Origin of the sequence: Octadecabacter antarcticus 307, from assembly GCF_000155675.2 — a bacterium.
GTDB classification, from domain to species: Bacteria; Pseudomonadota; Alphaproteobacteria; order Rhodobacterales; family Rhodobacteraceae; genus Octadecabacter; species Octadecabacter antarcticus.
Map to the genome: position 1 here is coordinate 617,852 of NC_020911.1, position 25,534 is coordinate 643,385.

Here is a 25,534-nt window from a genome sequence, read left to right on the forward strand (position 1 = left end):
ACATGAAATTCTCATCTTCAATTCTTGGCGCTACCCTAATTACCCTTGCAGCATCGCCTGCGCTGGCGGCCAGCAAGAATCCGTTCTCGTCCGCCTTCTGGCGTCTGGACAACACGGACCTGATCGTCCTGATCGCGTTCGTGATCTTTGTCGGTGTGCTGATTAAGTACAAGATTCCAGCGATGTTGATGGGGCTGCTGGACAAGCGTGCCGCAGACATCAAATCCGAGATAGATGAAGCCAAGGCGTTGCGCGAAGACGCACAGACTTTGCTCGCGTCATATGAACGCAAACAGCGCGATGTTCAGGTCCAAGCTGACCGCATCGTGGAAAACGCCAAAGAAGAAGCGACCCGCGCGGGTGAGCAGGCGAAAGAAGACATCAAGTCGTCGATCGTCCGCCGTTTGGCCGCTGCGCAAGATCAGATCGCAAGCGCACAGGCATCCGCCATTCGCGAAGTGCGCAATCAGGCTGTGAAAGTTGCTGTGGCCGCTGCACAAGACGTGATTGCCAAGCAGACAACGGCTGCTGACGCTGACAGGATGATTGATGATGCAATTGCTGTGGTTGGTGCCAAGCTGCATTAATTGACAGGAAGGCAGACTAAACAACGACATGAAAAGCCCGATGCAGCGATGCGTCGGGCTTTCTTGTTTAGGTTATCGTTCGATCTCGTGATCGAACCGTTTCTTGGCGATAGCTTCGTGACGTTCGGCCGTTTTCTGGTTGATCAGCGCGTTTTCGACGAACCCCAAATGATGTTCAACGGCGCTGCGTGCACCGTCGGCGTCGCGCGCTTGCAAGGCGTCGTTGATCGCACGGTGCTGGTCCAGCAGCATGTCACGCGTGGTGCGTTGTTTGAACATGACCTGACGGTTGTAGAACACGCCTTCGTGCAACAGTTGGTACAGCGACCGCATCATGTGCAGCATGATGACGTTATGGCTCGCCTCGATGATGCTCAGGTGGAAATCTGCGTCTAGCGCGGCTTCTTCTGCGGGATTTCGTTTACCGTGGGCGGCTTCCATTTTCATGAAGATCGTGTCGATGATGCTTAAATCGGTTTCACTGCCCAAAGTTGCGGTGCGGTGTGCTGCCAACCCTTCCATGTCGCGGCGAAAGTCGATGTAGTCAAAGACGGCTTCGTCGTGGCTTGAAAACAACCGCACCAGGGTATCTGAAAATGCGGAGCCTAAAACATCGCCGACATAGACACCGGACCCTGCGCGGCTTGCCAAAAGGCCGCTGTCTTGCAGATCTGCCAAGGCTTCGCGCAATGACGGGCGGGACACGCCAAGGCGCTCAGACAGTTCGCGTTCTGATGGCAGGCGTTCACCCGGTTTCAGGATGCCGCGCAGGATCAGCTGTTCAATCTGGCGCACAACAGTTTGCGATATTTTCTCAGGATGGATGGGTTCGAACGGCATACTGCCCCCTTCAGGAATTGGTCAAATGATATGACCAAACGCCGGCAAGGGGAAGGGATGAGTTTGACTGGCCGTTGCAGCCGTGTGCCAGAACAAAAAAGGCCGCCCCAAATCGGGACGGCCTTGTCGTCTAAAAGAGACAGATTAAACGTTTGGCGTAATCGTGATTTCGACGCGACGGTTCTGACGTTTACCTTCTTCGTTCAGGTTGGTTGCGATGGGAGCATCTTCGCCGCGACCGATGGACCGGATGCGGTTTGGTGCAACACCGGACTGGATCAAAACGGCCGACACAGCCTGCGCACGGCGCGCGGACAGGTCTTGGTTGAACGCCGCGGAGCCGTCCCAATCTGTGTGGCCGATGACGTTAACGGTCGAGTTGGGGAAGCGGTTCATCGAACCCGCAAGCGTGTTCAGATCATTGCGCAACCCACCCGTTAGGGCGGAACTGCCTGTGTCGAACAGGATGTCTTGTGGCAGTGTCACGATAAGCTGGCTACCGGTGTTAACGATCTGCGCGCTAGAGCCCATCTCCTGACGCAGTTCGGCTTCTTGACGATCAAGGAGCGTCCCAAGACCTCCACCAACGCCCGCACCGATAAGTGCGCCCACGATTGCGCCGCGGTTGCGTTCCCCAGCGTCATCGCCGCGCGCGATGCCGATGGCGGCCCCGAGGCCAGCGCCCACAATAGCGGCCGTCTGGGCGTTGCGGTTGGGGTTGTTTGGATCGGTCACTGTTTCACAGGCAGAGAGCACCAAGACGCCTGACAGAGCAACAGCGAAGGACATTTTGGACAGGGTCATCATTTAAATTCCATTATTGGGCACCGAATGTGGTGCGCTTGGTGCATGGTATATCGATCATCGCGCCGTGTTATCCAATAACGTGGTGGGGTCTGGCAAGGTTCCGCCGATGACTGGAATATTTATGTATATAAAGCGGTTATTTATCCTGCGTCCTCGCGCGCGCTTTCCCATGCGAGCAGGGCGCGTTTGACGGGTAGGCCCCAGTGGTAGCCACCCAATGCGCCAGATTTGCGCAAGGCGCGGTGGCAGGGAATCAGCCAGCTGACAGGATTGCGCCCAACAGCGGTGCCGACCGCCCGCACAGCACGCGGCGCACCGATTGTCTGCGCAATCTCAGAATAGGTGGTGACGTGGCCTGACGGGATTGACAGCAACGCCTCCCATACCTTGAGCTGGAACGGCGCCCCGATCAGATAAAGTGGCGCTTTGTCGGGGGTGGGGGTGACGCCGAATGCGGTGTCGACCCATGGCTTCAGACGGGCTGGATTTTGCGCAAACGTCGCATGGGGCCAACGGCGCAGCAGGTCTTGCATCGCGGCGTCCGCGCCCATTTCATCGGCAAAGCCAAGGCCGCAAATGCCTTTGTCGGTGCCCATAACGATTGATGGCCCAAAGGGACTTTCAAACCAGCCCCAAAAGATGTGCAGCCCCGCGCCGCCTTTGGCGTAATCGCCCGGGCTCATGGCTTCCCATTTCAGAAACAGATCGTGCAGGCGGCCAGACCCTGACAGCCCGACTGCGTCGGCGGTGGCCAGCGTGGTAAATTTTTCGGCCAGCATGGTTTTGGCATGATCAAGGCGCAAGTATTGCTGATAGCGTTTGGGTGACACACCGACCCAGCGGCTAAAAACCCGCTGGAAGTGGGCGGGCGACATATCCATCGCTGCGGCCAGCCCATCGAGCGTGAGCGGCGTTTCCGATTGATCAATCGCGTCCAATGCGCGGCGGATGACGTGGTAATGATATCGGTCTGACTGTTCCATGGCTTGAAAGTAACGGTGCGCGACCTGCGGCGCGACCCGATTGTTGCGCCTTGTTCATTGGGGTGGGTTTCGGCAAAAGGGATGCATGGCCATGCAATTAGATTATCACACGATCCGAGAGATTTTTACCCGCTTTCAGGCGGGCGAACCGGAACCCTTGGGGGAATTGGATCACGTCAACGCCTATACGTTGGTCGTTGCGGTGGCGCTGTCGGCGCAGGCGACCGACAAAGGTGTGAACAAAGCCACGGCGGCGCTGTTCAAGATCGCTGATACGCCGCAAAAGATGCTGGATTTGGGCGAACAGGGTGTGATTGATCACATCAGAACCATTGGGCTGTTTCGCAACAAAGCCAAGAACGTCATCAAGATGAGCCAGCTTTTGGTCGATGATTATGGCGGCGTCGTGCCGAATTCCCGCGCGGCTTTGCAATCACTGCCCGGTGTTGGGCGTAAAACGGCGAATGTTGTGCTCAATATGTGGTGGGGCCAGCCGGCGCAGGCGGTGGACACGCATATTTTCCGGCTCGGCAATCGCAGTGGCATTGCACCGGGCAAGAATGTCGACGCCGTTGAACGCGCGATTGAGGATAATATCCCAGCGGATTTCCAACTGCACGCCCACCACTGGATGATTTTGCATGGCCGGTATATCTGCGTCGCGCGCAAACCTAAATGTCAGGCCTGTCACATCCGTGACCTATGCCAGTTTGAGGATAAAACAGAATGAGCAATGCCAAGAACTATGATGTCATCGGTATCGGGAACGCAATTGTTGATGTGATTTCCCCCGGCAGCGATACGTTTCTCGATCAGATGGGCATCACCAAGGGCATAATGCAGTTGATCGAACGTGAGCGCGCCGAGTTATTGTATGCGTCGATGGAGCGCCGTGTCGAGGCACCCGGTGGATCGGTTGGAAATACGATTGCGGGCATTGGTGAGTTGGGATTGCAGACGGCGTTTATCGGCAAGGTGAAGGACGACGCGCTTGGATCGTTTTATGCAGATGCCCTGCGCAAGGCAGGCACTGCGTTTCCATTGCCGCCCCAAAACGTGGAACTGCCCACATCGCGGTCGATGATTTTTGTGTCCCCTGACGGTGAGCGGTCGATGAACACATACCTTGGTGCGGGGGCGGATATTTCGTCTGTCGATGTGCCCGATGTGTTTGGCACTGGTCTGCTGTTCCTTGAGGGGTATTTGTTCGACAAAGACGAAGGCAAAACCGCGTTTTCTGAGGCGGCGGCCAAGATGAAGGCAGCGGGCGGGCGGTCTGTCATTACGATTTCAGATCCGTTTTGTGCCGAGCGCCACCGGACCGATTTTAAGCGCCTGATTGCCGACGACATGGACATTGCCATCGGCAACGCCGCCGAATGGATGACGTTGTATGAAACCGATGATCTGGACAAGGCGTTGCACATGGCGGCTGAGGTTTGTGACATCGTCGCCTGTACGCGGTCCGGTGATGCGGTTTGGGTCCAGCAAGGCGCGCAGCGTTTTACGGCGGATGTGACGGCGGTGACGCCTTTGGACGCCACGGGTGCTGGCGATCAGTTCGCGGCTGGATTCCTGTATGGCGTGTCGACGGGGCGCAGCTTGGATATTGCGGCGCAAATGGGTGTGTTATGCGCAGCAGAAGTGATTGCGCATATCGGGCCACGGCCTGAAATCAGCATGGCAAAGGTGTTCAGTGAACATGGGCTGATTTAACCGCTACGCCGCAAGGGTCGCCAGCCATGCGGCGTCAATTTCATCGATGATGTCTGTGTCGAACCGGCCTTCTTCTTTCCAGTATTTACCGGATGCCACCATGTAGCCTGCGTCTGTTTCCAGACGCAGGGCGTGGTTGATTGCGTCTTGGTTCAGGTCTGGCTGCGCCACAAGATCTTGTGGGTTCCCGCGCGCAAAAATGAGGCGGCTGGGATCAGACGACAGGTTCACGCAAGCGCAGTCTTGTCGGTGGGCCATCGCCTGAAGCCGCGCTGATTTCGCCTCAAGTGAACGCAATGTCACGTCGGCGCGCAACGGGTCAGCGGTGCCTTGGCCGTAGAAATGGCTTGGCGTTGCTTGATAGGTCATGTCGCAACCCAAGTAGGCCATGACGGTTGGTTTGAGGGTATGCAGAGCCCAATAGCTGGCGGTGAAGGTCATCGTGCCGCCACCATAGACAAATCCACCCAGTGCATTTTGGGCAGGGACGTAGTCGTGGTGGGTGATTGTCCGTTGGCCACGCGACAGCACAAGCGGCTGACGATCTGGTGGGAAATCGGACGGATGCACGAGATAGTCCCAATCGGTCCGCACGCGCCACGCGTTGTTGATGGCGACGATCAGATCGAAAGGCGCGCGCGGCCAAACTGCGGCTTGGGTCACGTTGGGGCCGCTGCCGAGGATCAGAATTTTCATGATGTCACTTCGTTGTATCACCCTAACTTAGTCGCCCGAAACAGTTTGACCAGTTATTGCGCGACTTCTGGCGCGACGCGGGGCACGACAAACCAAAGGGTCACGGACCGTGTGTCGTTGTCGACCCCACAGGTCAACTGTGCCAGCGCGGGATCTTCGTCGAGATCATATAGAAGTTGTGTCTCTGTGACGGCGCAGTCGCGCAGCAAATCGAACAAAGCCGGATCAAATTCGTCAGGCCCGGAGAGGGCGGTGCCAACCCGCCGCATGGGGGCAGCTGCGCGGGTGGCTTGCAGCGTATTTTCCATGCGCAGCGTGATGTCGTTTAAGGAGAGGGAGTAGATCTTGCCGTAGAAGTCCAGCGTCAGCCCGTCCTGCGTGAATGTGGTATAGGTGTCGGTGCGGGGCGCATAGCTGGCAATTGGCCAAGCACCGAAATCAGCAAACAGCGCGTGGGGATTTATTGGAGCGGCGACAGGTAACAATTCGACGCGCGGTTCAGTGAAGGTCCCATGGTCAATCACGCGGGCCACGATCTGAAAGCCACGATCGTCACCACCAATCAAGGACCGAGACACCACAAGCGTGTCCGTTTGTTGGATCGAATGCATGCCATGGTTGTCTTGCACTGTGCGCAGCAGAAATAACGTGTCGTCGGTCCGCGCAAAAAGCGCGTCTTTGACCGTTATGACCTGCGGCGGTGTGGCGGCTGCTTGGGTGGCCGCCAATGCTAAGGCAATTGCGAATTTAGACGCCCAGTTTTGCATGGACTTCATCTAGATCAATGTCGCCGGTTGGCATCTTGTTTCCAGGGTTTTCAAAGTCGTACTTGAACAGATCGAAGTCTTTCTTGTAGATTTCATACATCATGTGCATCGAAAGCTCGTCAAAGTAGTCTTCAACCGGATGGGCACGTTTTGGGCCGTGGCCTTCTGATTCGTTGAAGCGGGGGATTGTCGACAGATCGATGGGATTTGGTGTTTTTATCCCGTTGAGGACGTCCTGCATGCCGTCATTGAATTGTTCCGTCCAAAGAATTTTGTCGTAGCGCCCACCGTTGATGATGAACGTGCTGATATGGCCGGACACGGCGGACCAGTGGATGTCGGGGTCCATGGGGCGGCGGTATTTGATTGTGTCGCGCGCAAACAACAAGAATCGGCGGAATGATTTGATCTGGTCGAATTCGAACCGGTCGTCGGGCGATCCAACCTCAATCCCGTATTTTTGGATCAACAATGGTACAAGATTGCCGCGGTAGCGTTTGCCGTTTCGCTGGATGCCGCAAATTTTGTCAAAGAACGATGACAGGATGCGGGTGTAGGGATTGCGCACGCAGGTAAACGTATAACTGGTATGGTTCTTGACGTTCGCAGTGATAAACGGCTGGCTGTCTTCCATCGCCCATTTGTGCATGCCGCCTTGCGCGTCATGGATGTCGCCATCGAAAAATTTGCCGTGATCGGAATAATACATGATCTGGCCGATGGTTGAACAGGCGCATTTGGGCACCACGCGGTACACCACGCTTTCAGTTTCGGTCATCCAAATGCCGGGGAAACCCATGTGCTCGTCCTTATTATCGCGCGTTGCTGATTACGTCAGCAAAGCTTTTGCGTAAAAAAGCAAATAATTCTTGTTTATTCAATGCGTCTTCACGTTTACACAAGAAAAACATAACCGAACACAATTCGGCCCATAGGGGAATACTGTTTCCAAAATGGCAGACATCGCCTTCATCTTGCTGTGTCATAAAGACCCTGAGGCCATCGTGCAGCAGGCACAACAACTGACGGCGGTGGGTGACTACATCGCGATCCATTTTGATGCCAGCTCTCCGAAGGAGGCATTTGCCTTTATTTATGACGCTTTGGGCAGCAATCCAAACATTGTATTCGCTAAAAAGCGGATAAAATGCGGGTGGGGTGAATGGTCTTTGGTGCGGGCGATGTTGCACGCGGTCGAGGCTGCGGTTGATGCGTTCCCGCAGGCCACGCATTTTTATATGGTGTCGGGCGATTGCATGGCCATCAAATCCGCGCACCACGCCAAGGCGTTGCTAGACGGGGATGATTGCGATTACATCGAAAGCTTTGATTTCTTCGAGAGCGACTGGATCAAGACTGGCATGAGAGAAGAACGGCTGATTTACCGCCACTTCTTTAACGAGCGCAAAAACAAAAAATTGTTCTACAATTCATGGTGGATGCAGCGAAAGCTGGGGCTGGAACGCGAAATTCCTGCGGATCTGCAAATCATGATCGGGTCGCAGTGGTGGTGCCTGCGCCGCCGCACGATCGAGTGGATCTTGGACATGACAAAGTCCCGCCCCGACGTGATGAAGTTCTTCAGCACCACCTGGATTCCCGATGAGACGTTTTTCCAGACTCTGGTGCGCCATCTGGTGCCGGAACCGGAGATTCGCAATCGAACGCTGACGTTCTTGATGTTCACGGACTATGGGATGCCGGTGACGTTTTACAATGACCACTACAATTTGCTTCTGAGCCAGGATTTTCTGTTCGCGCGCAAAATCTCGCCCGAGGCCGCAGAGCTAAAGGATAGGTTGGGTTTGTTGTACGCGTCCGGTCGCGATGATTTCAAAATCTCGGATGAGGGGCAAAAACTGTTCGGGTTCCTGACCGGACGTGGCCGCATCGGGAGCCGATTCGCGCCGCGGTTCTGGGAGAAAGAAGCAACGTTGGGACGCGAGTGTGAATTGCTGATTATTGTCTGTAAAAAATGGCATGTCGCCAAGCGGCTTGTCGGGTCGATCAAACACCATCTCAACATTCCGGCGATAGATTATCTGTTTAACGAAGAAGACACCGACCTGCCCAATTTGGGCGGCATCCAATCGACGTTGGAAAAGCGCACACGCCACCGTCGCGCATTAATGCGAATGTTGTTTGACTACTATGAAACGGACCGGATGATCATTTGTCTGGACACCGCCAACCTTGATCTGATGCAGGATTTCTTTTTGGCTCGATCGACGACGCGGCTTTTGGAACTGGAATGTGATTTCACCGATGACTTCTTGATCGGCCATGCCAAACGGGCTGGATTGGCGGGTGAACTCACCACGGACGAGACAATGCAGCAGCTTTTGCCGACGATCCGATATGATGTGGCCTATGAAAGCGACCGTATTCGCGATGCGGGCTTTATCAACCATCTGCGTGTGCGCGAATTGGCAAGCCCGGACGAAAACGTGCGGCCGATCGCCGAATTTCTCAGCGTGTCTGAAGATGTTGCACGCGGGATTTCCCGGACCCCCAATTTGTTTGCTGACTAACGAGGTTTTCGATGGAATTCGTGTATGATGACCAGAACATTTTCGCCAAAATCCTGCGCGGCGAGATTCCGAACCAGACGGTGTTTGAAAATGAACATGCGCTGGCGTTTCGCGACATCAACGCGCAGGCGCCCGTGCATGTCCTGGTGATCCCCAAAGGGCCGTACATGAGCCTTGATCATTTTGCGCGCGATGGATCGGGCGATGAACAGGTCGGGTTCATGAAAGCGGTGGCCGAAGTGTGCCGCCTTGAGGGTGTCGATGCAGGTTTCAGGGCCGTGGCCAACGCCCGCGAGGATGGCGTACAAGATGTGCCGCATTACCACCTGCACATTCTTGCGGGACGCAACCTTGGGCCGATGTTGGCAAATTGAGGCTTGTTTCGAATTTGGCGATGCCAAATCCGATCTGCTGGAGGGCCAGCCCTCCAGATCTCCCGTGGTATTTTAGAACCAAAGAAGCGGTAAGGTGCGCTTTATGCGGGCCGTGTTAGCTGCGGGTCAGGTTCAGGAACACGTCTTCTAGGTCGGGGTCTTCGGTGCGCACGTCTTTGATGGTGATTCCTGCGTTATGGATCAAAGACAAGACTTGATCGGCGCGGGTTTGCGATGTTTTGTAGGTAAACGCGAGCGTGCCGTTGGTGCGTTTCTGGCCTTCGATTTCGGCTGGAAGGTCGGGCAGGTCGGCGGGGGTATCCGGTGTAATCACGATGGTTTTGGCGTCGAGCTGGCCAAGCAGGTTTGCTGTTGTGTCATTGGCAACAACCGCACCGTGGTTGATGATGGCGATCTGGTCGCACATCTGTTCGGCCTCTTCGAGGTAGTGGGTTGTCAGAATGATTGTCATGCCTTCGTCGTTTAGGCGGCGGATGTGTTGCCACAGCATGTTGCGCAATTCGATGTCGACGCCAGCCGTGGGTTCATCAAGCACCAGGATTTGCGGCGAATGAACCAGCGCTTTGCCCAAAAGCAGGCGGCGACGCATCCCCCCAGACAGCGATCGTGCGTAGGCTTCCGCTTTGTCGGTGAGGCCGGTGAGTTCCAGCAGTTCTTCGGTGCGGCGTTGCGATTTTGGCACGCCGTAAAGCCCTGCTTGCACGTCCAGCGACCCGCGCGGAGAAAAGAATGGGTCAAGATTCGGTTCCTGCGGCATGATGCCAATGGATGCACGCGATTGGCGCGGGTTTTCGTCCTGATCGAACCCCCAAATGCGCACTGAACCGCTGGTTTTGGTCACGAGCCCCGCGAGGATGTTGATCAGAGTGGATTTGCCCGCGCCGTTCGGCCCCAAAAGACCGAAAATCGAGCCGCGCGGTACCGCCAGATCGACGCCAAGCAGGGCGTCTTTGGCGGGGCTGCGTTTGCTGGCCGCGTAGGTTTTGCGCAGGCCGGTGATTTCCAATGCATTCGCATGGTTTTCGGTCCTTGGCATCTGCAATTTTCCTGACTTGTTCGCTGCGCTGGGATCGCTATTGTGCACCCCGTTACATCCGCACCTAGCGTGCCCCCAGCCCAGAGGCAATTACATGACACCACCTGTGACGACTGGCGCCCCAGAAACCAAGATCGTGAATGAGTGGCGGGTTGCCTGTGACGGTGGAGGCGCGCTCGGCCATCCCCGGGTTTGGCTGCAAATTGCCAAAGACACAGGCTGGGTTGAATGTAAGTATTGCGATTGCAAATTTGTGCATGAGTCTACTGTCGACGGCTAATTTGCGCAGCTTTTGGATCGCCGCGGCGTGGTGCGGTATGATTTTCCTGGGGTCCAAACCATAAGGACCCGACCAATGAAATATCTAGGAATGACGATGCGAGACACCGACATGTTGCGACAGGGCGGTGAAAACCCGTGCCGCCGTTTTTTGCGACAAATCCCCAAAGGTGCCGCCTATTTAATTTTTGGCGCATAAGCCGTTTGCGACGAAGCAGCCCTATTCGGAAATCGGACCGATATTTATCTGCGCGGATTACGTGCGACTAGGGTTCGCTTGCGGCTGGAACGTGGCTGCGGTTCGTGTCACATCTGGCGGGGCTGCAAAAAGGGGTTCTGCACATGGCATTTGGCAAAGGCTGTCACCTACATCTGATCGACGGGTCGGCGTTTATTTTTCGCGCGTATCATGCGTTGCCGCCCCTGACGCGCAAATCCGATGGACTGCCTGTGGGCGCGGTGTCGGGGTTTTGCAACATGTTGCAGCGCTATGTTGAGGGCAATGTCGGTGGCGATGTGACCCATGTGGCGGTGATTTTCGACAAAGGGAGCCATACGTTTCGCAATGACATGTATGACCAATACAAAGCCAACCGCGAAGCTATGCCCGAAGATTTGCGCCCGCAGATGCCGCTGACCCGCGATGCGACAAAGGCGTTCAATATCGCCTGTGAGGAGATCGAGGGTTTTGAGGCGGACGACATCATTGCCACGCTTGCCGTACAGGCACGCGATGCTGGCGGTCGTTGCACGATCATTTCCAGTGACAAAGATATGATGCAGCTCGTTGGGGGGGGCGTCGTGATGATGGACGCGATGAAGGGCAACAAGATCATTGATGTTGAGGACGTTGAGGAGAAGTTCGGCGTTGGCCCAAACCGTGTGATTGATGTGCAGGCGCTTGCGGGGGATACCGCAGACAACGTGCCAGGTGCGCCGGGAATCGGGATTAAGACCGCCGCGTTGCTGATCAACGAATACGGCGATCTGGAAACATTGCTGGACCGCGCCGGTGAAATTACGCAGCCGAAACGCCGCCAGACGTTGATCGACCACCGCGCGCAGATTGAATTGTCAAAACGGCTGGTGACGCTGGATGACAAGATGGACCTGCCATTCACGCTGGACGATCTTGAGGTGCGCGATCCCGAGCCTGACGTGCTGTTGGAATTTCTAAGCCAGATGGAATTCCGCACGATGACGAAGCGAATTTCGGACAAGCTGGGGGTTGCGGCGCCAGCGGTGGCTGACGTGGCTGTGGCAGCCGATGCGCCTGAACAGCCCGCGTTTGACGCTGAGAAATACGAATGGGTCAAAGACGCTGCCGCATTGCAGGTCTGGATTGATCAGATTTATGCGCGTGGCTATGTCGCCGTGGATACCGAAACGACGTCGCTAAACGAAATGCGCGCAGAGCTGGTTGGCGTGTCGTTATGCGTGACGGCTGGGGAGGCCTGCTATATCCCGCTGACCCATAAAAGTGGCGCCGCCGACGATCTGTTTGGTGATGATGCCTTGGCCGAAGGGCAGATGGATTTCGAGGAATGTTTGGCGATTCTCAAGCCGATGCTGGAAGACGACAGCATCCTGAAAATCGGCCAGAATATGAAATACGACGCCAAGATTTTTAAGCGTGTCGGCATCGACGTGGACCCGATTGATGACACGATGTTGATGTCTTATGCGATGAACGCTGGGCTGCATCGTCACGGTATGGACGTGCTGTCAGAACAGTATCTGGGCCACACGCCGATCCCGATTAAACCGCTGTTGGGGGCGGGAAAGTCGGCCAAAACGTTTAATCGTGTGCCCGTCGAAGACGCAGTGCGATATGCCGCCGAAGACGCAGATATCACGCTACGCCTTTGGGAGGTTTTCAAGCCGCAATTGCACCGCAAACAGGTGACGTCGGTCTATGAAACCATGGAACGCCCGTTGGTGCCTGTGCTGGCAAAGATGGAAATGCATGGGATCAAGGTGGATCGTGACACGTTAAGCAGGATGTCCAATGCGTTTGCGCAAAAGATGGCAGGGCTTGAGGACGAATTGTACGAACTCGCGGGGGGTAAATTCAACGTCGGATCGCCCGCGCAGGTCGGTGAAATCCTGTTTGACCAGATGGGCCTTGAGGGCGGCAAGAAAGGTAAGAACGGCAAATACGCGACGGGGGCTGATGTTCTTGAAGACCTCGCGACGGAACATGATTTACCGGGTCGCGTCCTGGATTGGCGGCAGCTGTCGAAGTTGAAATCGACCTATACGGACGCGCTGCAAACCCACATTAACGCTGAAACGGGGCGTGTGCATACGTCGTATTCTATCACGGGGGCGAACACGGGACGGCTGTCATCCACCGATCCGAACCTGCAAAATATCCCGATCCGCACCGACGAGGGGCGCAAAATCCGTGAGGCGTTTATTGCCGACGAGGGCAAGGTTCTGGTGGCGCTGGACTATAGCCAGATTGAGCTGCGGATTTTGGCACACGTCGCCAATATCGATGCACTGAAACAGGCATTTCGCGATGGCCACGACATCCACGCGATGACTGCGAGCGAGATGTTCAATGTGCCACTGGATGAGATGACGCCAGACGTGCGCCGACAGGCCAAGGCGATTAACTTTGGCGTGATTTACGGGATTTCAGGCTTTGGTTTGGCGCGCAACCTGCGGATTCCACGCGCTGAGGCGCAGGGGTTCATCGACCGCTATTTCGAACGCTTCCCCGGAATCAGAACCTACATGGACGACACGGTGGCATTCGCGAAAGAACACAATCGCGTCGAGACGCTGTTTGGCCGTAAAATTCACACGCCTGAGATCAATGCCAAAGGGCCAGGTGCGGGATTTGCCAAACGCGCGGCGATCAATGCGCCAATCCAAGGCACGGCGGCAGATGTGATCCGGCGCGCGATGATCCGGATGGACGACGCAATCGCGCATTTGCCCGCCAAGATGCTGTTGCAGGTCCACGATGAATTGGTGTTCGAGGTGGACAAGGATGCGGCCGAAGATTTGATTGCTGCTGCCCGCGACGTCATGGAAAACGCGGCCAATCCGGTGGTCAAATTCGATGTGCCACTGGTTGTGGATGCTGGCATCGGCGCGACGTGGGCGGAGGCGCATTAAACGCAAAACGGACACACTGAGGGGGGCAGCGCGTCCGTTCCTTCGCGTGTTCGTAGGGTTTAGGTTGCTTTTTCAGCCTCGATCACATCCGTTTCTTTGGATGCTGTTTTGGCAATTTCTATTCGGCGGGGTTTCAACGCCTCTGGCACTTCGCGGATCAGATCAATGTGCAGCATGCCGTTTTCATGGGATGCGCCAGTGATCTTGACGTGGTCGGCCAAATGGAACCGGCGGTTGAACGCGCGGGTGGCGATGCCGCGATGGACATAATTCCGCTCTGTGTCGTCCTCGGACCTGTTTGCGGTGACATGCAGCGCGTTTTCTTTGACTTCGACGTTTAGGTCTTCGTCTGAAAAACCAGCCACAGCGATGGAAATGCGCCAACTGTCATCAGCGGTTTTTTCAATGTTATATGGGGGGTAGGTTTGGTTGTTGGTATCATTTGACATGATGCGGTCCATCATATCGGTGATCTGGTCGAAACCAACGGTTGCGCGGTGCAGTGGTGCTAGATTCAAAGTTCGCATGGGGTTATCCTTTTCAAAGCGATAAGTGTGTGCCTTCCCGAACGGGCAAGGCGGATGGTTCAGGACCCAAGTTTGGCATCCCTATACAGATTATTTGGGGGGCTTTGCGTAGGTTTCAAGACCTACCAAACGGCTAACTATGGGCGCACGAACCGCGCGCCTGTGTCAGCGCGTTCGCTATGGCGGATCACCCGCGCGGTTGTAGGCGGGGTTGAAAACAACCCGCGCCCCTGTTCCAGCGCCAATCGTAAAATGGCGATCGGTTCCGCAAGGTCCATGCCAAGTGCGACCTTCTCGCCATCAATTTCTGCCATGCCCGACACCACCGAGACCAAGCGCGGCACGCCGTTTTCAGTCCGGAATATTGGTGCACCGGACGCGCCAAAATCAACGTCACAATCCATGATCAGGACGCCGTCTTGTTGGCCCAACACGTTGCAGATTTCTTGCAGTGATGGCGCGTCTGCGCGGTCTTGTGCGTAGGACACCATGGTGATTTCTGTGCCACTGTGGAGGGATGTTGACACCGCAAACGGTTGCACGTGGCTGGACCGGATTGGGTGTGCGAGTTTTAGCAGTGCCACATCAAAGCGGACCTGATCGGTGGTTGCTTCGCCGGTATGTGCGTAGGACGGGTGGACGGCGGCGCTACGCACATCGCGCGACGCTTCTGGACGGCCCCCGCGCAAACCCGCGAGAAACTGGATGCGCGATGGATCAATGGCTGCGCCGTCGGCCCTATCATACATGCAGTGGGCGGCGGTGAGGACCAGATCAGGGGCGATCAATGCACCCGTACAAAAGCCTTTGCCTTCGATGTCTAAGCGGCCCACAGCCTCCCAGCCGCGGGCATCATTTCCGGTTTCCAGCAGCTGTAGGGCGCTGGTCTGGGCCTGCGCCGACAGGGACGTCAGGGCCAAAAAGACCAATGAAATAAAGGAAACGCGCATGGTCCACCCGATTGTTTCCAAACATCTACCAACCCTGTGGGGCAGAAATGTGACGCTAGCGCAGAATCGGGACCTGTGGTGCCCGTTTGCCAGGCGCCGTGAGGGCGGGCGGTTTCGGGCCCCCTGTCGCCCAATCCAGCAATTCAACGGTGTGAACAATCGGAATGTCCGTACCGCCACCGATCTGCATCATACAACCGATGTTTCCGGCAGCAATTATGTCAGGTTTGACGGCCTCAAGGGTTTGAACCTTGAGGGTTTTCAGCTGTTTGGAAATCTCAGGCTGCATCAGGTTGTAGGTGCCCGCGGACCCGCAACACAGATGGCTGTCGGCGGGTTCGGCCACTTTGAAGCCCGCTTTTTTCAGCAGGTCTTTTGGAAAAGTTTTAATCTGCTGGCCGTGTTGCAGGGAACAGGCCGCGTGGTAGGCGACGGTCAGGTCGGGCCCGATATTTTGCGCACCGCCTTCGGGCAGGTCGAGTTTCATCAGAATTTCGGACACGTCCATGGCGATGCCTGCCACTGCCGCCGCATCTTCAGCCAGATCGGTTTCGCGGAACATATGGCCGTAGTCCTTGATCGTCGTGCCGCAGCCGGATGTGTTGATGACGATGGCATCAAGCCCGCCGGTCTTCATCTCAACGCTCCAGGCGCGGATGTTTTTGGCCGCCGTTGCGTGGGACTCGGATGTCTTGCCCATGTGATGGGTTAGCGCACCACAGCAGCCCGCGCCTTCAGCCACGACAACCTCAGCGCCCAAACGGGTCAGCAGGCGGATCGTCGCATCGTTGATATCAGTGTTCAGCGCCTTTTGCGCACAGCCCGTCATCAGCGCGACGCGCATTGTTTTGTTTTGCGCCGGAAAGGTCTGCGGATCATCGTTGCGCGACACCGGCGGAATGGTTTTTGGGGCCATTTCCAGCATCGCCCGCAGGCGTGCGTCGGGGATCAGTCGTGCAAAGGGCCGCCCGATCTTGGCACCCAGAAGCGCCACGCGGAATCGCATCGGGTAGGGCAGGATTTTCGCCAGAACCCAACGCAACACGCGGTCGGATAAGGGGCGTTTGTAAGTGTTTTCAATATATTCACGCGCGTGATCCACAAGGTGCATGTAATGCACACCGGACGGGCACGTGGTCATGCAGGCCAGACACGAAAGGCAACGGTCAATGTGTTTGACGGTTTTTTCATCTGGAACACGTTCGTTTTCGAGCATGTCTTTGATCAGGTAAATACGCCCGCGCGGGCTGTCGAGTTCATCGCCCAAAATCTGATAGGTCGGGCAGGTGGCGGTGCAAAACCCGCAATGCACGCAGGTGCGCAGAATGTCATTCGACATTTTTGTTGCGGGATCGCGCAACTGGTCTTCGGTGAAGGTGGTTTGCATATCAGACGCTCCCAACGGTCAAGATGAGGTGAAGGTAGTGCACACTAAATGCGGCGAGCATCGCGATGGTCATCCGTGTCCATATTGCCGTTGTTGGCCGGATCAACAGCACAACAACCAAAGCAAGTGAGCCTACCGCAACCCCTGAAATAATCGACGACCCGAACAGGCGGACCGCGTTAGGCATCAGAGGTGCGATAAATAACAGCCCGATTGCGCCGCAGGCCGTCGCAGCGGCAAGACGCCAATCAAACAGAAACAGGCCCGCAGTCACGGCAGCAATGCAGGGCAGAATGACGAAGACAAAGCTCGTGTTGCTGGTCATCCCATCAGCCCCGGATTTAGGATACCACGCGGGTCAAATTTTGTGCGTATCCCTTGGGATAGGGTTTTTATTGTTGGGTTTTCGGGTTGAAACGCGCACAGATTGGCGCGGGTTTTCGGGTCTGCGAGGATCAGGGTCGCGTGACCAGTCGCGGACAGTGTCGCGCGCAGATCAGTTCCCGCCGGTGTTTGCGCCCAGATCAGCCCGCCACCCCAGTCCATCATGGTTTCAGTTCCTGCAGGGAGGGCGGCGATTGTGGCGGGCGCGTCGCTCGGCTTAGTAGAAATGCGCCAAATGTCGCCGCTTGTGGGTGCGAAGGCTGCGACGTTGGTGATGTCGGTCCAGATCGCCTGCGATGCCTGCGTGTCCGTGACCGCCGTCATATCGCCAAAGCCACCAAGCAGCGATTGCAATTGCGCCAATCGGTAGGCGACCGACGCCGCAAACCCTTCGATGCGAATGAGGGTGTCGTCACTGCGGGCGGCACCCGTGACCTCAAAAGGGGAGCCGAGGGCAATTGACAGTGCGTCAACTGCTTGGGTGTCCGTCAGGCCGTGAAGTTTCAGCGTTGCGCTGGTTTCCGGCTTTGGCAGCACCTTCAGCGACACTTCGGACAGCACACCTAACGTGCCATAAGACCCCGCCAGCAGTTTGACCAAATCGTAGCCGGTGACGTTCTTCATAACACGGCCCCCGTTCTTGAGGGTTGTGCCCACGCCATCCACGAACCGCACACCAAGCAGATGATCGCGACAGGCCCCCACGGCGATACGACGTGATCCACTGGCGTTGGTGGCAACAACGCCGCCGATTGTGGGCGTGCCACTGGTGCCAAGCAACCTGCGATGGTCCGTCGGTTCAAATGCAAGGCGCTGGTTTTCGGTGTCCAAAGCCGCCTCAATCTCAGCCACGGGGGTGCCAGCTTGTGCGACGATTGTCAGCGCTCCGGGCTCATACAGCGTGATGCCCGTCAGCGCAGAAGTGCTGAGCGCTTCGCCAACAACTGGATTGCCAATGTCGCGCGTGCCACCGCCGATGATGCGCAGCGGGCTTTTGGCGCTGGCAATCGCTTCGGCGAGGTCTTGTTCGGTCTGTGGTGTCATAGTCATAATTGTCTTTGTCTCATAAATATCCCGTGGGAGGCCGAAGGCCGATGGCAGCGCCGCTTATTACTCTGCCGCAATGCGCCGCGATTGGCTGGCGTTCAGCGGGAACACCTTGGCAGGGTTTAGCAGCCATGTTGGATCAAACACGTCCTTTACGGCCATTTGAATTTCGAGGTCTTGCGGCGCGAATTGGTGGGTCATCAGGTCGCGCTTTTCGATGCCGACGCCGTGTTCGCCTGTCAGACAGCCCCCTGCATCAACGCAGAGTTTCAAGATTTCCGCGCCCATCGCTTCGCAGAGTTCCAGATCACCCGGCTTGTTGGCGTCATAGCAAATCAGCGGGTGCATATTGCCGTCGCCTGCGTGAAACACGTTGCCGACGCGCAGCCCGTATTCTGCGCTCAACTCGCCGATCCGGCGCAGCACCATTGGCAGGGACGACACGGGGATTGTCCCGTCCAGACACATGTAGTCGCTGATTTGGCCAATTGCGCCAAAGGCGGATTTGCGACCAAGCCAGATGCGTGCAGCTTCGTCGGCGTCTTTTGCTTCGCGCAGTTCAACGGGGTCGTGTTTGCGCGCAATGGCAAGGATCACGGCCAACTGTTCGTCGATTTCAGCGGGCGATCCTTCGACCTCAACGATCAACAAAGCCTCACAGTCGGGATAGCCCGCTTGCGCGTATTTCTCAGATGTTTCGATGCACAGGCGGTCCATGAATTCGATCGCGACTGGCAGCACGCCGGCCTTGATGATGTCGGCCACGCAGGCGCCTGCCACCTCGTTGTCGTTAAACGCCATAAGAACGGGCCGCGCGCCTTCGGGTTTGCGCAAGATGCGCAGCGTGGCTTCGGTGACGACGCCAAGTTGACCTTCGGATCCACAAATCAAACCCAGCAGATCAAGACCCGGGGCATCCAGATGTGCGCCGCCGATTTCGGTGATCGTGCCATCCATCAGCACCATTTTGACGCCCAGCAGGTTGTTCGTGGTGACGCCATATTTCAGGCAATGTGCACCGCCGGAATTCATCGCGATATTGCCGGCAATCGCACAGGCCAGCTGACTGGATGGGTCGGGGGCGTAAAAGAAACCCTCCGCCTCGACAGCGCCTGTCACGGACAGGTTGGTGCGCCCTGACTGCACGCGGATGTAGCGATCATCGTAGTTGGTTTCCAACACCCCGTTCAGACGCGCCACACCAAGGATCACGCAATCAGCCGTCGGTAATGCGCCCCCTGCCAGCGACGTGCCCGACCCGCGCGGCACAACGGGCACGCCCATCTCATGACAGACGCGCAAGGAGGCCGCGACTTCTTCGGTTGATGTGGGCAGGACCGCGCACAGGGGCGGGCATCTGTAGGCCGACAGGGCGTCACATTCGTATGCGCGGACCTCAGATTCGGCATGGATGACGGCGTTTTTGGGTAGAACGCTTTGCAAACGCGCAACAATCTCGGCTTTGCGCGATAAAATGGATAGGTCTGGTGATGGCATGTCCATGGGCAATATCCTCTGATTGGTAAGTATTTATAACCAATTTGACCCCGTGTCTATCGCCATCTTTGCGGCTAGGGTGCGGCGTATGGACTTTATGACAGAATTTGGCAGCCTAGGCAGGCTTGATGGGGTGGCCGTCGCCGTGCTGGTTGCTGTCTGGCTGGGGCTGAGTTGGTGGATTGAACATCCGACAGCGAAGCGCCCGTCGGTGAGTGTGGTTATGTCAGAATACCGTCGTCAATGGATGCAGGTGATGATCAGCCGTGACCCACGCATTTTTGATGCGCAAGTCATGGCAAGCCTGCGCCAAGGCACATCGTTTTTCGCGTCGACATGTCTGTTGGCCACTGGTGGTGTATTGGCGCTGATCGGCAATGTGGACCCGTTGCGCGGCGTGGCCGAAGATATCGCGATGACCGCAAGCCCGGCGGTGATCTGGCAGATCAAGCTGGGGCTGGTTTTGGTGCTGCTGAGCAATGCGTTCCTGAAATTCGTCTGGGCAAACCGCGTGTTTGGTTATTGCAGCGTGATGATGGCGGCGGTCCCGAATGACCCCGATGACCCGATGGCGCAGCCCATGGCGGCAAAGGCGGGAGAGTTGAATGTCCGCGCGGCGATGAATTTCAATCGCGGTCTGCGGTCAATGTATTTCGCGCTTGGGGCTGTCGCGTGGCTGGCGGGGCCGGTGCCATTGATGGCGGCTGTCGCTGTGACGGCGTGGGTTGTCTGGAGCCGCGAATTCTGGTCCGTGCCAAGGGCGATCATCATGGACGAGAAGCCCGTTCAGCCTGACCCCAAACTGTGACGTGGCCGCACCGCTGGACAGGCCACCGGATGCTCATAAAATATCTCATACCCCTGCTGTTCGCCGCATCACCCGTTAGCGCAGATGCCCCGGTCGCATCCCGATATCGCCGCCCTTTAGAGGGTTTTCCGTCCGGAAAAACCAACAACAACAGCAATAATGCGCATGGTGGCCGCCGTTTGTAAAAACGATGAGAGCGTCTGATCGGGGACGTTGCCCTAACGCCGCCCCTCGCGCAGCCATGCGCCAATCACCAAGAACCCAGCAAGTAGCAATGCGGCCCAAGCGGGCAGCAGCGCTGTGACGGTGACATCAGCGGTGCGATACGCGTCGCGCGGGGTGATGCCTATCCATCCGCGACCGAACGCGGGGCGCCCGCTGCGCACGGCACGCAAAGACGGCAGGCCATCGGTCATTGTCACAATGCCCCCGTTGGTTGACGCCACGAGATCTGCCAGCAAATCCCCGTCTGCAATGGTCTGTTCAAATTCACGCGGCGCAGCAGGGCCGAGGGCAATAACGGTTTCGACGTCCCTGTCGGCCAGCCGGTAAAGCCCGACTTCGGGCGCTTCCCAGAGCAGTTCATAACGCCCTGGCGTCACTTCGTCCAAGGTCAAAATCGTTTCCACCCCGTCGGGATGGATGATTGTCACATCGCCGGTTTCTTCATCCAGCGTGCGCCGGATGATGCGCATGGTCAGCCCATTCGGTTCAACCCACAGGGTTTCTTCCTCAAGCTCGGGTTCTTTCATCATCCAGTGTGCGAGACGACGCAGCAGTTCCAATTGTGGTCCGCCGCCTTCAAAACCGCGATCCCACAGCCATGTCTGATCCGACGCCATCAGTGCGACGCGCCCTTCGCCGACGCGTTCCAGCATCAGCAGCGGTTGCTCGTTTATGCCGGACATAACCACGGTGGCATTTTCGGTTGGTTCGACTTCAATCTGGCGGAACCAACGGCCCCAACCGGGGGTGCCATCGTCGGTCTGGTTCGGTGAAAATGCCTCAAGCCCTGTCGTCACTGGGTGGCGCTGGCCAATGTCGGTGATTATCGGTGTGAAGCCTTCTTCATAGACCCGCGCAGTTGGGCGACCGGGCAAGACCGACCCCAGCGGTGATCGGTAGATGCTGTCGGCTGACGCGTAATCAGGGCCAGCGGAAATCAAAACTGCACCGCCGTTTCGTACATAGTTGCCAATATTTTCAAGGTAGGCCGACGGCAAAATCCCGCGCCGTTTGTAGCGATCAAAGATGATTAGATCGAATTCGTCGACCTTTTCGAGGAATAGTTCGCGGGTCGGGAACGCGATGAGGGACAGTTCGTTTACGGGCACGCCGTCCTGTTTTTCCGGTGGGCGCAGAATGGTGAAATGCACCAAATCTACGGAACTGTCGGATTTCAGTAGATTGCGCCATGTGCGTTCGCCTGCATGGGGTTCGCCGGACACCAACAGCACCCGCAAACGGTCGCGCACGCCGTTGATTTGCACGACGGCTTCGTTGTTACGATCTGTCAGTTCGCCGTCCATGGCAGGGGTGGAAAATTGCATCACGTTCATGCCGCCATGGGGCAGTTCGATGGGCAATTCGACGTCGTTATTCACGGGGATTTGGAACGCCAGTGGTGGGCCGCCGTCGATTGCGATTGTCAGATCTACAAAGCCCGCGTCTGGTGCAGCGCCCTGATCCTCAACCCGCAGCGTCAGCGTGACGGGTTCGCCCAGAATGGCAAATGCAGGCGCGTTGCGGATCACAAGGCGGCGATCCCAATCGTCGGCCCGGCCTGTCAGCAGCACATGCAGTGGGGCGGGCAATGTTGTCGGCGCAGCGGGCAGGTCGTGGACGCGCCCGTCGGTGATCAGAACCATGCCCGCGACGCGCGCTTGCGGTTTTTCAGACAGCGCCTCGGACAGCGCCGTCATCAGTTCGGTGCCGGCATCATCAATGCCGTCACCCAAGGTCAGGACACGCAGTTCGGTGTTTGGACGCCGCGCAACCTCGGCTTGCAGATTGGCCAGCGCTTGGGCGGATTGATCTGGACGATCCGAAAGCCGCTGGCTGGCGCTTTCATCAACAACAGCGAGCACGATGTCAGACAACTGCGCACGGTCTTCTTGTTGCAAGGACGGGTTGGCGATCGCGCCGAGGATGACAATAGCCGCGAGGGTCCGCAATGCCCAACCCAGCAGCCGTCGCCAAACTGCAAAGATCAATCCGATGGCGGCCATTGCGACCAGCACATACAACGCCACTAGCGGCACCAGCGGATCAAGAATGACGGTCCCGATCATGGGGCATCCCCCAGCTTCTTTGGTTCTAAAATACCATCCCCGAAGGGGCTGGTTTCACCACAGCGTTCGCACAAAATCATTGGCCCAACCGATCCAGCAGTGCAGGCACATGGACCTGATCTGACTTATAATTGCCGGTCAGCACATGCATGATCAGGTTGACACCAAAGCGCAGTGCGATTTCGCGTTGACGTTCACCAGCCATGCCGCGCCCGATGGGGACCAGCGGGTTGCCTTGGCGGTCGGTGGCCCAGGCAGCGGCCCAATCGTTGCCGCCAACGACCACCGGTGTCACACCATCGTTCAGGTCACGAAATGGCATTCCATCAGAAATTTCAGCGCCAGCAGGGGCGGCTTCGACCCAGACGTCACGGCTGGGATGGCGGCCGGGAAAGTCCTGCAATAGATAAAACGTGCGCGTCAGAACATGGTCTTGCGGGATCGGCTCGAGGGCTGGAATATCGAGACCGCGTGCGATCGCCTGTAACTTACGCCCCTCGGGGGACGACGAGCCAAAGCGCGCCAAGTCCGCATCGCGGGTGTCAAACAGGATCATCCCACCAGAGCGCAAATAGCGGTTCAGTTTGGCATAGGCCTCGCGTGTGGGCAGCTGCTGGTCGGCGGTGATGGGCCAGTAGATGAACGGGAAGAACGCCAATTCGTCGGTTTCAAGATCAATGCCAACGGGAAACGACGGTTCGATCGACGTGCGCTGGAACAGCGTGTTGGACAAGCCGTAAAGCCCCGCGTCCGACATGTCATCAACGCGAGGGATTCCCGTTAAAACATAGGCCAGCACCACGTCGGCTGTTGCGGCGATGGCGAAACTGTCGTCTTGCGCCGGATTTTGGGCGTCGGCCTGTGGCGCGATCATGAGTGCGATCAGAACGGTTGCCACGGCAGCGGCGCGTGGCCCACGCAGGCGACCCGATAACGCCAATGATGCAATGATATCAATGGTCAGCAGGACCAGCGCCGCCGCCAGAAGCCAGCCTTTTAGAAGCGTTTCACGCACCACATCAAGTGCTTCGACCGCAATGCGTGCGGGCCATGTTGTGGTTGTCAGCGTGTCATCGTGGCCAATGACGTTGAGCGCGATGCGGCGGTCTTCGCCCGCGTAAAGTCCGGGTGGCATAAGTGCTGAGGGTGTGGCCGTCGCAAGGGCTTCGCCGTCGACACCAGGTAAAGTGTCGGCGCGGGCTAGGTCGCCAAACGCATCCAAAACGTCTTCGGGCATCCAAGAGGTTCCTATCAAGTCTTCGGCGGTGGGGGCGGATGGGCGGGTCGACACCGCGAGGCGTTCCAGCATTTGTACGAACAGGCCTGACAGCGGCAGGGTCGACCATTCGGCATTTGCCGTCACATGAAACAGCACGATTGATCCGGTTCCGGCAGTTTTGCGGGTGACCAGCGGCGTGCCGTCGGCCAATTGCGCGATGACGCGCTGCGCCAATGTCGGGTCGGGTTGCGCCATGACCTGCGCTGTGATTGCGACATCGTCGGGGATGCTCAGACCAAAGAACGGGCTGCTGATCGGGAATGGCGCGAGCACTTTAGGCTCCCCCCACGACATGGCACCGCCGATGGAACGGCCCCCAATGCGTAGGCGAACCGGCATCAACGGGTCTTCGTCAATCCGGCTGATATCGCTTGCGGCAAGGCGCGGGCCCGCAAACCGAACGAGGAGGCCACCGTTTTCGACCCACTCAAGCATTGTGTCCGCCTCAATCGCCGTGAGTGTGGCAACATCGGCGAGGATAATGACGTCAGGATTGGCGAGAAGCACGTCTTGCAGGGTGCCATCAATCAGGTCCGCCGTCGGGATCAGGGCCTGTTCAAGGTAGTGTAGGGGTGACAAAAGGTCTATGCTTTCCCGGTAGTTGGCACCCGCGAGAAGTGCCACTTCGCGACGTTTCAAGGCATCGTCGGTGAGGGTTACAGCCCCCGCGGAGCGCAGGCCCAGAATTTCGAAACGTGTGACGCGGTTGCGCAGTTCTGGTGGCAGATCAAAGGTCGCGGTCGCTTGCGTGATGGTTGCATCAAACGTCGCGATTGCGCTGGAAAGGTGGCGTTCGACACCCGCAGGATCAAGGCCGATGGCGGTGATTGTTGCTTCCGTTTCGATCCCCGATGCGGCGCGTAGGGCGGTCACGGTGACGTCGCTGTCCTCAAACTGTGCCGCGCGCAGACCCAAGACAGGGCGCGGCGATTCAAAGGCGGTGACGGTGCCACGCTGTTCAAGTGCGGCCAAAAGCGTATCGCGGCTGTCGCGGTCAAGACCGTCCGATATCCAGAAGGTGTCGAATTGTCCGATCAGGCTGTCGGCCCAGTCGTTCAGCGCGTCTGCGTCCGGGGCATATGGGCGGGGTTGCAGTGCGGGGAGGCGTTGTTGAACCGCCTGCGCATCTTGAAAGACCGGTGATCCTGGTGGCAGATCGGTAAGTGTCACCAGCGCTGCGGTGCGCCCATCGCGGGCGGCTTCGGCCAATGCTGCATCAATGCGATCGACGCGGCGCTGCCAATCCCGCGCATCGGCCCATGTGCCGTCAACAAGGATCAACAGCGGCCCGTTGCCCGAGGTTTCTTCGTTCGGGTTGAGGACGGGGCCCGCAAACGCAGTGATGATTGCGGCAACGGCAAGCAGACGCAATAGCAGAAGCCACCACGGTGTGCGGTCGGTTTGGCTGGTGTCGTCACTCAGGCCAAGCAGCAGGGCAACACCGGGAAAGCGGCGCCGGATCGGTGCGGGCGGGACAGCGCGCAGCAGCAGCCACAAGATCGGCAGGATCAGCAGGCCGAGCAGCAGCCACGGTGTTGCGAACGCGATTGGGCCGAGATTTAACATTGCTGATGCTTTTTGTTATATCGAATTTGCGG

24 protein-coding genes are annotated in these 25,534 nt (G+C 57.3%); 9 read left to right on the plus strand and 15 right to left on the minus strand.

Going from position 1 to position 25,534, the window contains the following annotated elements:
* The first annotated feature begins 2 nt into the window (after positions 1-2).
* Positions 3-587 (plus strand): F0F1 ATP synthase subunit B, encoded by a 585-nt coding sequence (locus OAN307_RS03275; RefSeq protein WP_015498425.1) that lies wholly within the window; start codon positions 3-5, stop codon positions 585-587.
* 72 nt (positions 588-659) lie between these two features.
* On the opposite strand, the gene OAN307_RS03280 is transcribed toward OAN307_RS03275, so the two are convergent.
* From OAN307_RS03280 to OAN307_RS03290, 3 genes are all read right to left on the minus strand, one after another.
* Positions 660-1,427 carry a FadR/GntR family transcriptional regulator gene (locus OAN307_RS03280; protein WP_015498426.1) on the minus strand — a complete coding sequence of 256 codons (768 nt, stop codon included), beginning with the start codon at positions 1,425-1,427 and terminating at the stop codon, positions 660-662.
* Positions 1,428-1,571: 144 nt separating this feature from the next.
* Positions 1,572-2,231, minus strand: coding sequence for an OmpA family protein (locus tag OAN307_RS03285; RefSeq protein WP_044044452.1), 660 nt, complete (start codon positions 2,229-2,231; stop codon positions 1,572-1,574).
* A 143-nt stretch (positions 2,232-2,374) separates the two neighbouring features.
* On the minus strand, positions 2,375-3,217 hold the full coding sequence (locus OAN307_RS03290; RefSeq protein WP_015498428.1) for a methylated-DNA--[protein]-cysteine S-methyltransferase: 843 nt from the start codon (positions 3,215-3,217) through the stop codon (positions 2,375-2,377).
* Positions 3,218-3,302: 85 nt separating this feature from the next.
* Between OAN307_RS03290 and nth the strand changes: the two genes are divergently transcribed.
* Together nth and OAN307_RS03300 are read left to right on the plus strand one after the other, a co-directional pair.
* Entirely contained in the window at positions 3,303-3,947 is a 645-nt protein-coding gene (gene nth / locus OAN307_RS03295) for an endonuclease III (protein ID WP_015498429.1), read from the plus strand.
* Positions 3,944-4,933: an adenosine kinase gene (locus tag OAN307_RS03300; RefSeq protein WP_015498430.1), complete on the plus strand. Its 990-nt coding sequence runs from the start codon at positions 3,944-3,946 to the stop codon at positions 4,931-4,933. Before nth ends, OAN307_RS03300 begins: the two co-directional genes overlap by 4 nt.
* A 3-nt stretch (positions 4,934-4,936) precedes the next feature.
* Here the strand turns inward: OAN307_RS03300 and OAN307_RS03305 are convergent, their stop codons facing one another.
* Genes OAN307_RS03305 through OAN307_RS03315 form a run of 3 tightly spaced genes read right to left on the minus strand, consistent with a single transcriptional unit; the run spans position 4,937 to position 7,195 of the window.
* On the minus strand, positions 4,937-5,629 hold the full coding sequence (locus OAN307_RS03305; protein WP_015498431.1) for a hypothetical protein: 693 nt from the start codon (positions 5,627-5,629) through the stop codon (positions 4,937-4,939).
* Positions 5,630-5,682: 53 nt separating this feature from the next.
* A complete protein-coding gene (locus OAN307_RS03310; RefSeq protein ID WP_144055492.1) occupies positions 5,683-6,405 on the minus strand; it encodes a hypothetical protein in 723 nt (240 codons plus the stop codon).
* On the minus strand, positions 6,377-7,195 hold the full coding sequence (locus OAN307_RS03315) for a sulfotransferase family protein (protein ID WP_015498433.1): 819 nt from the start codon (positions 7,193-7,195) through the stop codon (positions 6,377-6,379). The genes OAN307_RS03310 and OAN307_RS03315 overlap by 29 nt, the downstream gene beginning before the upstream one ends.
* Positions 7,196-7,349: 154 nt before the next feature.
* Here OAN307_RS03315 and OAN307_RS03320 point away from each other — a divergent pair, with 154 nt between their 5' ends.
* Together OAN307_RS03320 and OAN307_RS03325 are read left to right on the plus strand one after the other, a co-directional pair.
* Positions 7,350-8,927: a DUF5928 domain-containing protein gene (locus OAN307_RS03320; protein ID WP_015498434.1), complete on the plus strand. Its 1,578-nt coding sequence runs from the start codon at positions 7,350-7,352 to the stop codon at positions 8,925-8,927.
* Positions 8,928-8,938: 11 nt separating this feature from the next.
* On the plus strand, positions 8,939-9,301 hold the full coding sequence (locus OAN307_RS03325) for an HIT domain-containing protein (RefSeq protein WP_015498435.1): 363 nt from the start codon (positions 8,939-8,941) through the stop codon (positions 9,299-9,301).
* A 115-nt stretch (positions 9,302-9,416) separates the two neighbouring features.
* Here the strand turns inward: OAN307_RS03325 and OAN307_RS03330 are convergent, their stop codons facing one another.
* Positions 9,417-10,358, minus strand: a complete 942-nt coding sequence (locus OAN307_RS03330; RefSeq protein ID WP_015498436.1) for an ABC transporter ATP-binding protein — start codon at positions 10,356-10,358, stop codon at positions 9,417-9,419.
* 106 nt (positions 10,359-10,464) lie between these two features.
* Here OAN307_RS03330 and OAN307_RS03335 point away from each other — a divergent pair, with 106 nt between their 5' ends.
* From OAN307_RS03335 to polA, 3 genes are all read left to right on the plus strand, one after another.
* The gene (locus tag OAN307_RS03335) at positions 10,465-10,638 is read left to right on the plus strand and encodes a zinc-finger domain-containing protein (RefSeq protein ID WP_083903204.1); all 174 of its coding nucleotides are present in this window, start codon (positions 10,465-10,467) and stop codon (positions 10,636-10,638) included.
* Between the two features lie 75 nt (positions 10,639-10,713).
* Positions 10,714-10,836: a hypothetical protein gene (locus OAN307_RS30875; protein WP_333783191.1), complete on the plus strand. Its 123-nt coding sequence runs from the start codon at positions 10,714-10,716 to the stop codon at positions 10,834-10,836.
* Between the two features lie 143 nt (positions 10,837-10,979).
* On the plus strand, positions 10,980-13,766 hold the full coding sequence (gene polA, locus OAN307_RS03340; protein WP_015498438.1) for a DNA polymerase I: 2,787 nt from the start codon (positions 10,980-10,982) through the stop codon (positions 13,764-13,766).
* Positions 13,767-13,825: 59 nt separating this feature from the next.
* Here the strand turns inward: polA and OAN307_RS03345 are convergent, their stop codons facing one another.
* The 6 genes from OAN307_RS03345 to OAN307_RS03370 form a co-directional block, all read right to left on the minus strand.
* Positions 13,826-14,293 carry an Hsp20 family protein gene (locus tag OAN307_RS03345; protein WP_015498439.1) on the minus strand — a complete coding sequence of 156 codons (468 nt, stop codon included), beginning with the start codon at positions 14,291-14,293 and terminating at the stop codon, positions 13,826-13,828.
* A gap of 137 nt (positions 14,294-14,430) precedes the next feature.
* Complete coding sequence (locus tag OAN307_RS03350; RefSeq protein ID WP_015498440.1) at positions 14,431-15,243, minus strand: trypsin-like serine peptidase; 813 nt, start codon at positions 15,241-15,243, stop codon at positions 14,431-14,433.
* 55 nt (positions 15,244-15,298) lie between these two features.
* Positions 15,299-16,630, minus strand: coding sequence for a glycolate oxidase subunit GlcF (glcF, locus tag OAN307_RS03355; RefSeq protein ID WP_015498441.1), 1,332 nt, complete (start codon positions 16,628-16,630; stop codon positions 15,299-15,301).
* Between the two features lies 1 nt (position 16,631).
* Positions 16,632-16,955 carry a hypothetical protein gene (locus OAN307_RS03360; protein ID WP_015498442.1) on the minus strand — a complete coding sequence of 108 codons (324 nt, stop codon included), beginning with the start codon at positions 16,953-16,955 and terminating at the stop codon, positions 16,632-16,634.
* The gene (locus OAN307_RS03365) at positions 16,952-18,058 is read right to left on the minus strand and encodes an FAD-binding protein (protein WP_044043126.1); all 1,107 of its coding nucleotides are present in this window, start codon (positions 18,056-18,058) and stop codon (positions 16,952-16,954) included. Before OAN307_RS03365 ends, OAN307_RS03360 begins: the two co-directional genes overlap by 4 nt.
* Positions 18,059-18,124: 66 nt before the next feature.
* Positions 18,125-19,564, minus strand: a complete 1,440-nt coding sequence (locus OAN307_RS03370; protein WP_015498444.1) for an FAD-linked oxidase C-terminal domain-containing protein — start codon at positions 19,562-19,564, stop codon at positions 18,125-18,127.
* 82 nt (positions 19,565-19,646) lie between these two features.
* Here OAN307_RS03370 and OAN307_RS03375 point away from each other — a divergent pair, with 82 nt between their 5' ends.
* The gene (locus tag OAN307_RS03375) at positions 19,647-20,366 is read left to right on the plus strand and encodes a DUF599 domain-containing protein (RefSeq protein ID WP_044043127.1); all 720 of its coding nucleotides are present in this window, start codon (positions 19,647-19,649) and stop codon (positions 20,364-20,366) included.
* A gap of 218 nt (positions 20,367-20,584) precedes the next feature.
* Here OAN307_RS03375 and OAN307_RS03380 read toward each other — a convergent pair whose 3' ends face one another.
* Together OAN307_RS03380 and OAN307_RS03385 are read right to left on the minus strand one after the other, a co-directional pair.
* Positions 20,585-22,657, minus strand: coding sequence for a membrane protein (locus tag OAN307_RS03380; RefSeq protein WP_015498446.1), 2,073 nt, complete (start codon positions 22,655-22,657; stop codon positions 20,585-20,587).
* 76 nt (positions 22,658-22,733) lie between these two features.
* Entirely contained in the window at positions 22,734-25,502 is a 2,769-nt protein-coding gene (locus OAN307_RS03385) for a DUF4159 domain-containing protein (RefSeq protein ID WP_015498447.1), read from the minus strand.
* Between the last annotated feature and the right edge of the window lie 32 nt (positions 25,503-25,534).

Excerpts from the sequence above, each read along its gene's own strand:
- OAN307_RS03385 (WP_015498447.1), bottom strand. The coding sequence starts at position 25,502 with ATGTTAAATCTCGGCCCAATCGCGTTCGCAACACCGTGGCTGCTGCTC.
- OAN307_RS03375 (WP_044043127.1), top strand. The coding sequence starts at position 19,647 with ATGGACTTTATGACAGAATTTGGCAGCCTAGGCAGGCTTGATGGGGTG.
- glcF (WP_015498441.1), bottom strand. The coding sequence starts at position 16,630 with ATGCAAACCACCTTCACCGAAGACCAGTTGCGCGATCCCGCAACAAAA.
- OAN307_RS03280 (WP_015498426.1), bottom strand. The coding sequence starts at position 1,427 with ATGCCGTTCGAACCCATCCATCCTGAGAAAATATCGCAAACTGTTGTG.
- polA (WP_015498438.1), top strand. The coding sequence starts at position 10,980 with ATGGCATTTGGCAAAGGCTGTCACCTACATCTGATCGACGGGTCGGCG.
- OAN307_RS03360 (WP_015498442.1), bottom strand. The coding sequence starts at position 16,955 with ATGACCAGCAACACGAGCTTTGTCTTCGTCATTCTGCCCTGCATTGCT.
- OAN307_RS03290 (WP_015498428.1), bottom strand. The coding sequence starts at position 3,217 with ATGGAACAGTCAGACCGATATCATTACCACGTCATCCGCCGCGCATTG.
- OAN307_RS03370 (WP_015498444.1), bottom strand. The coding sequence starts at position 19,564 with ATGGACATGCCATCACCAGACCTATCCATTTTATCGCGCAAAGCCGAG.
- OAN307_RS03325 (WP_015498435.1), top strand. The coding sequence starts at position 8,939 with ATGGAATTCGTGTATGATGACCAGAACATTTTCGCCAAAATCCTGCGC.
- OAN307_RS03345 (WP_015498439.1), bottom strand. The coding sequence starts at position 14,293 with ATGCGAACTTTGAATCTAGCACCACTGCACCGCGCAACCGTTGGTTTC.
- OAN307_RS03365 (WP_044043126.1), bottom strand. The coding sequence starts at position 18,058 with ATGACACCACAGACCGAACAAGACCTCGCCGAAGCGATTGCCAGCGCC.
- OAN307_RS03285 (WP_044044452.1), bottom strand. The coding sequence starts at position 2,231 with ATGACCCTGTCCAAAATGTCCTTCGCTGTTGCTCTGTCAGGCGTCTTG.
- OAN307_RS03350 (WP_015498440.1), bottom strand. The coding sequence starts at position 15,243 with ATGCGCGTTTCCTTTATTTCATTGGTCTTTTTGGCCCTGACGTCCCTG.
- OAN307_RS30875 (WP_333783191.1), top strand. The coding sequence starts at position 10,714 with ATGAAATATCTAGGAATGACGATGCGAGACACCGACATGTTGCGACAG.
- OAN307_RS03300 (WP_015498430.1), top strand. The coding sequence starts at position 3,944 with ATGAGCAATGCCAAGAACTATGATGTCATCGGTATCGGGAACGCAATT.
- OAN307_RS03275 (WP_015498425.1), top strand. The coding sequence starts at position 3 with ATGAAATTCTCATCTTCAATTCTTGGCGCTACCCTAATTACCCTTGCA.
- OAN307_RS03380 (WP_015498446.1), bottom strand. The coding sequence starts at position 22,657 with ATGATCGGGACCGTCATTCTTGATCCGCTGGTGCCGCTAGTGGCGTTG.
- OAN307_RS03305 (WP_015498431.1), bottom strand. The coding sequence starts at position 5,629 with ATGAAAATTCTGATCCTCGGCAGCGGCCCCAACGTGACCCAAGCCGCA.
- OAN307_RS03315 (WP_015498433.1), bottom strand. The coding sequence starts at position 7,195 with ATGGGTTTCCCCGGCATTTGGATGACCGAAACTGAAAGCGTGGTGTAC.
- OAN307_RS03330 (WP_015498436.1), bottom strand. The coding sequence starts at position 10,358 with ATGCCAAGGACCGAAAACCATGCGAATGCATTGGAAATCACCGGCCTG.
- OAN307_RS03310 (WP_144055492.1), bottom strand. The coding sequence starts at position 6,405 with ATGAAGTCCATGCAAAACTGGGCGTCTAAATTCGCAATTGCCTTAGCA.
- nth (WP_015498429.1), top strand. The coding sequence starts at position 3,303 with ATGGCCATGCAATTAGATTATCACACGATCCGAGAGATTTTTACCCGC.
- OAN307_RS03320 (WP_015498434.1), top strand. The coding sequence starts at position 7,350 with ATGGCAGACATCGCCTTCATCTTGCTGTGTCATAAAGACCCTGAGGCC.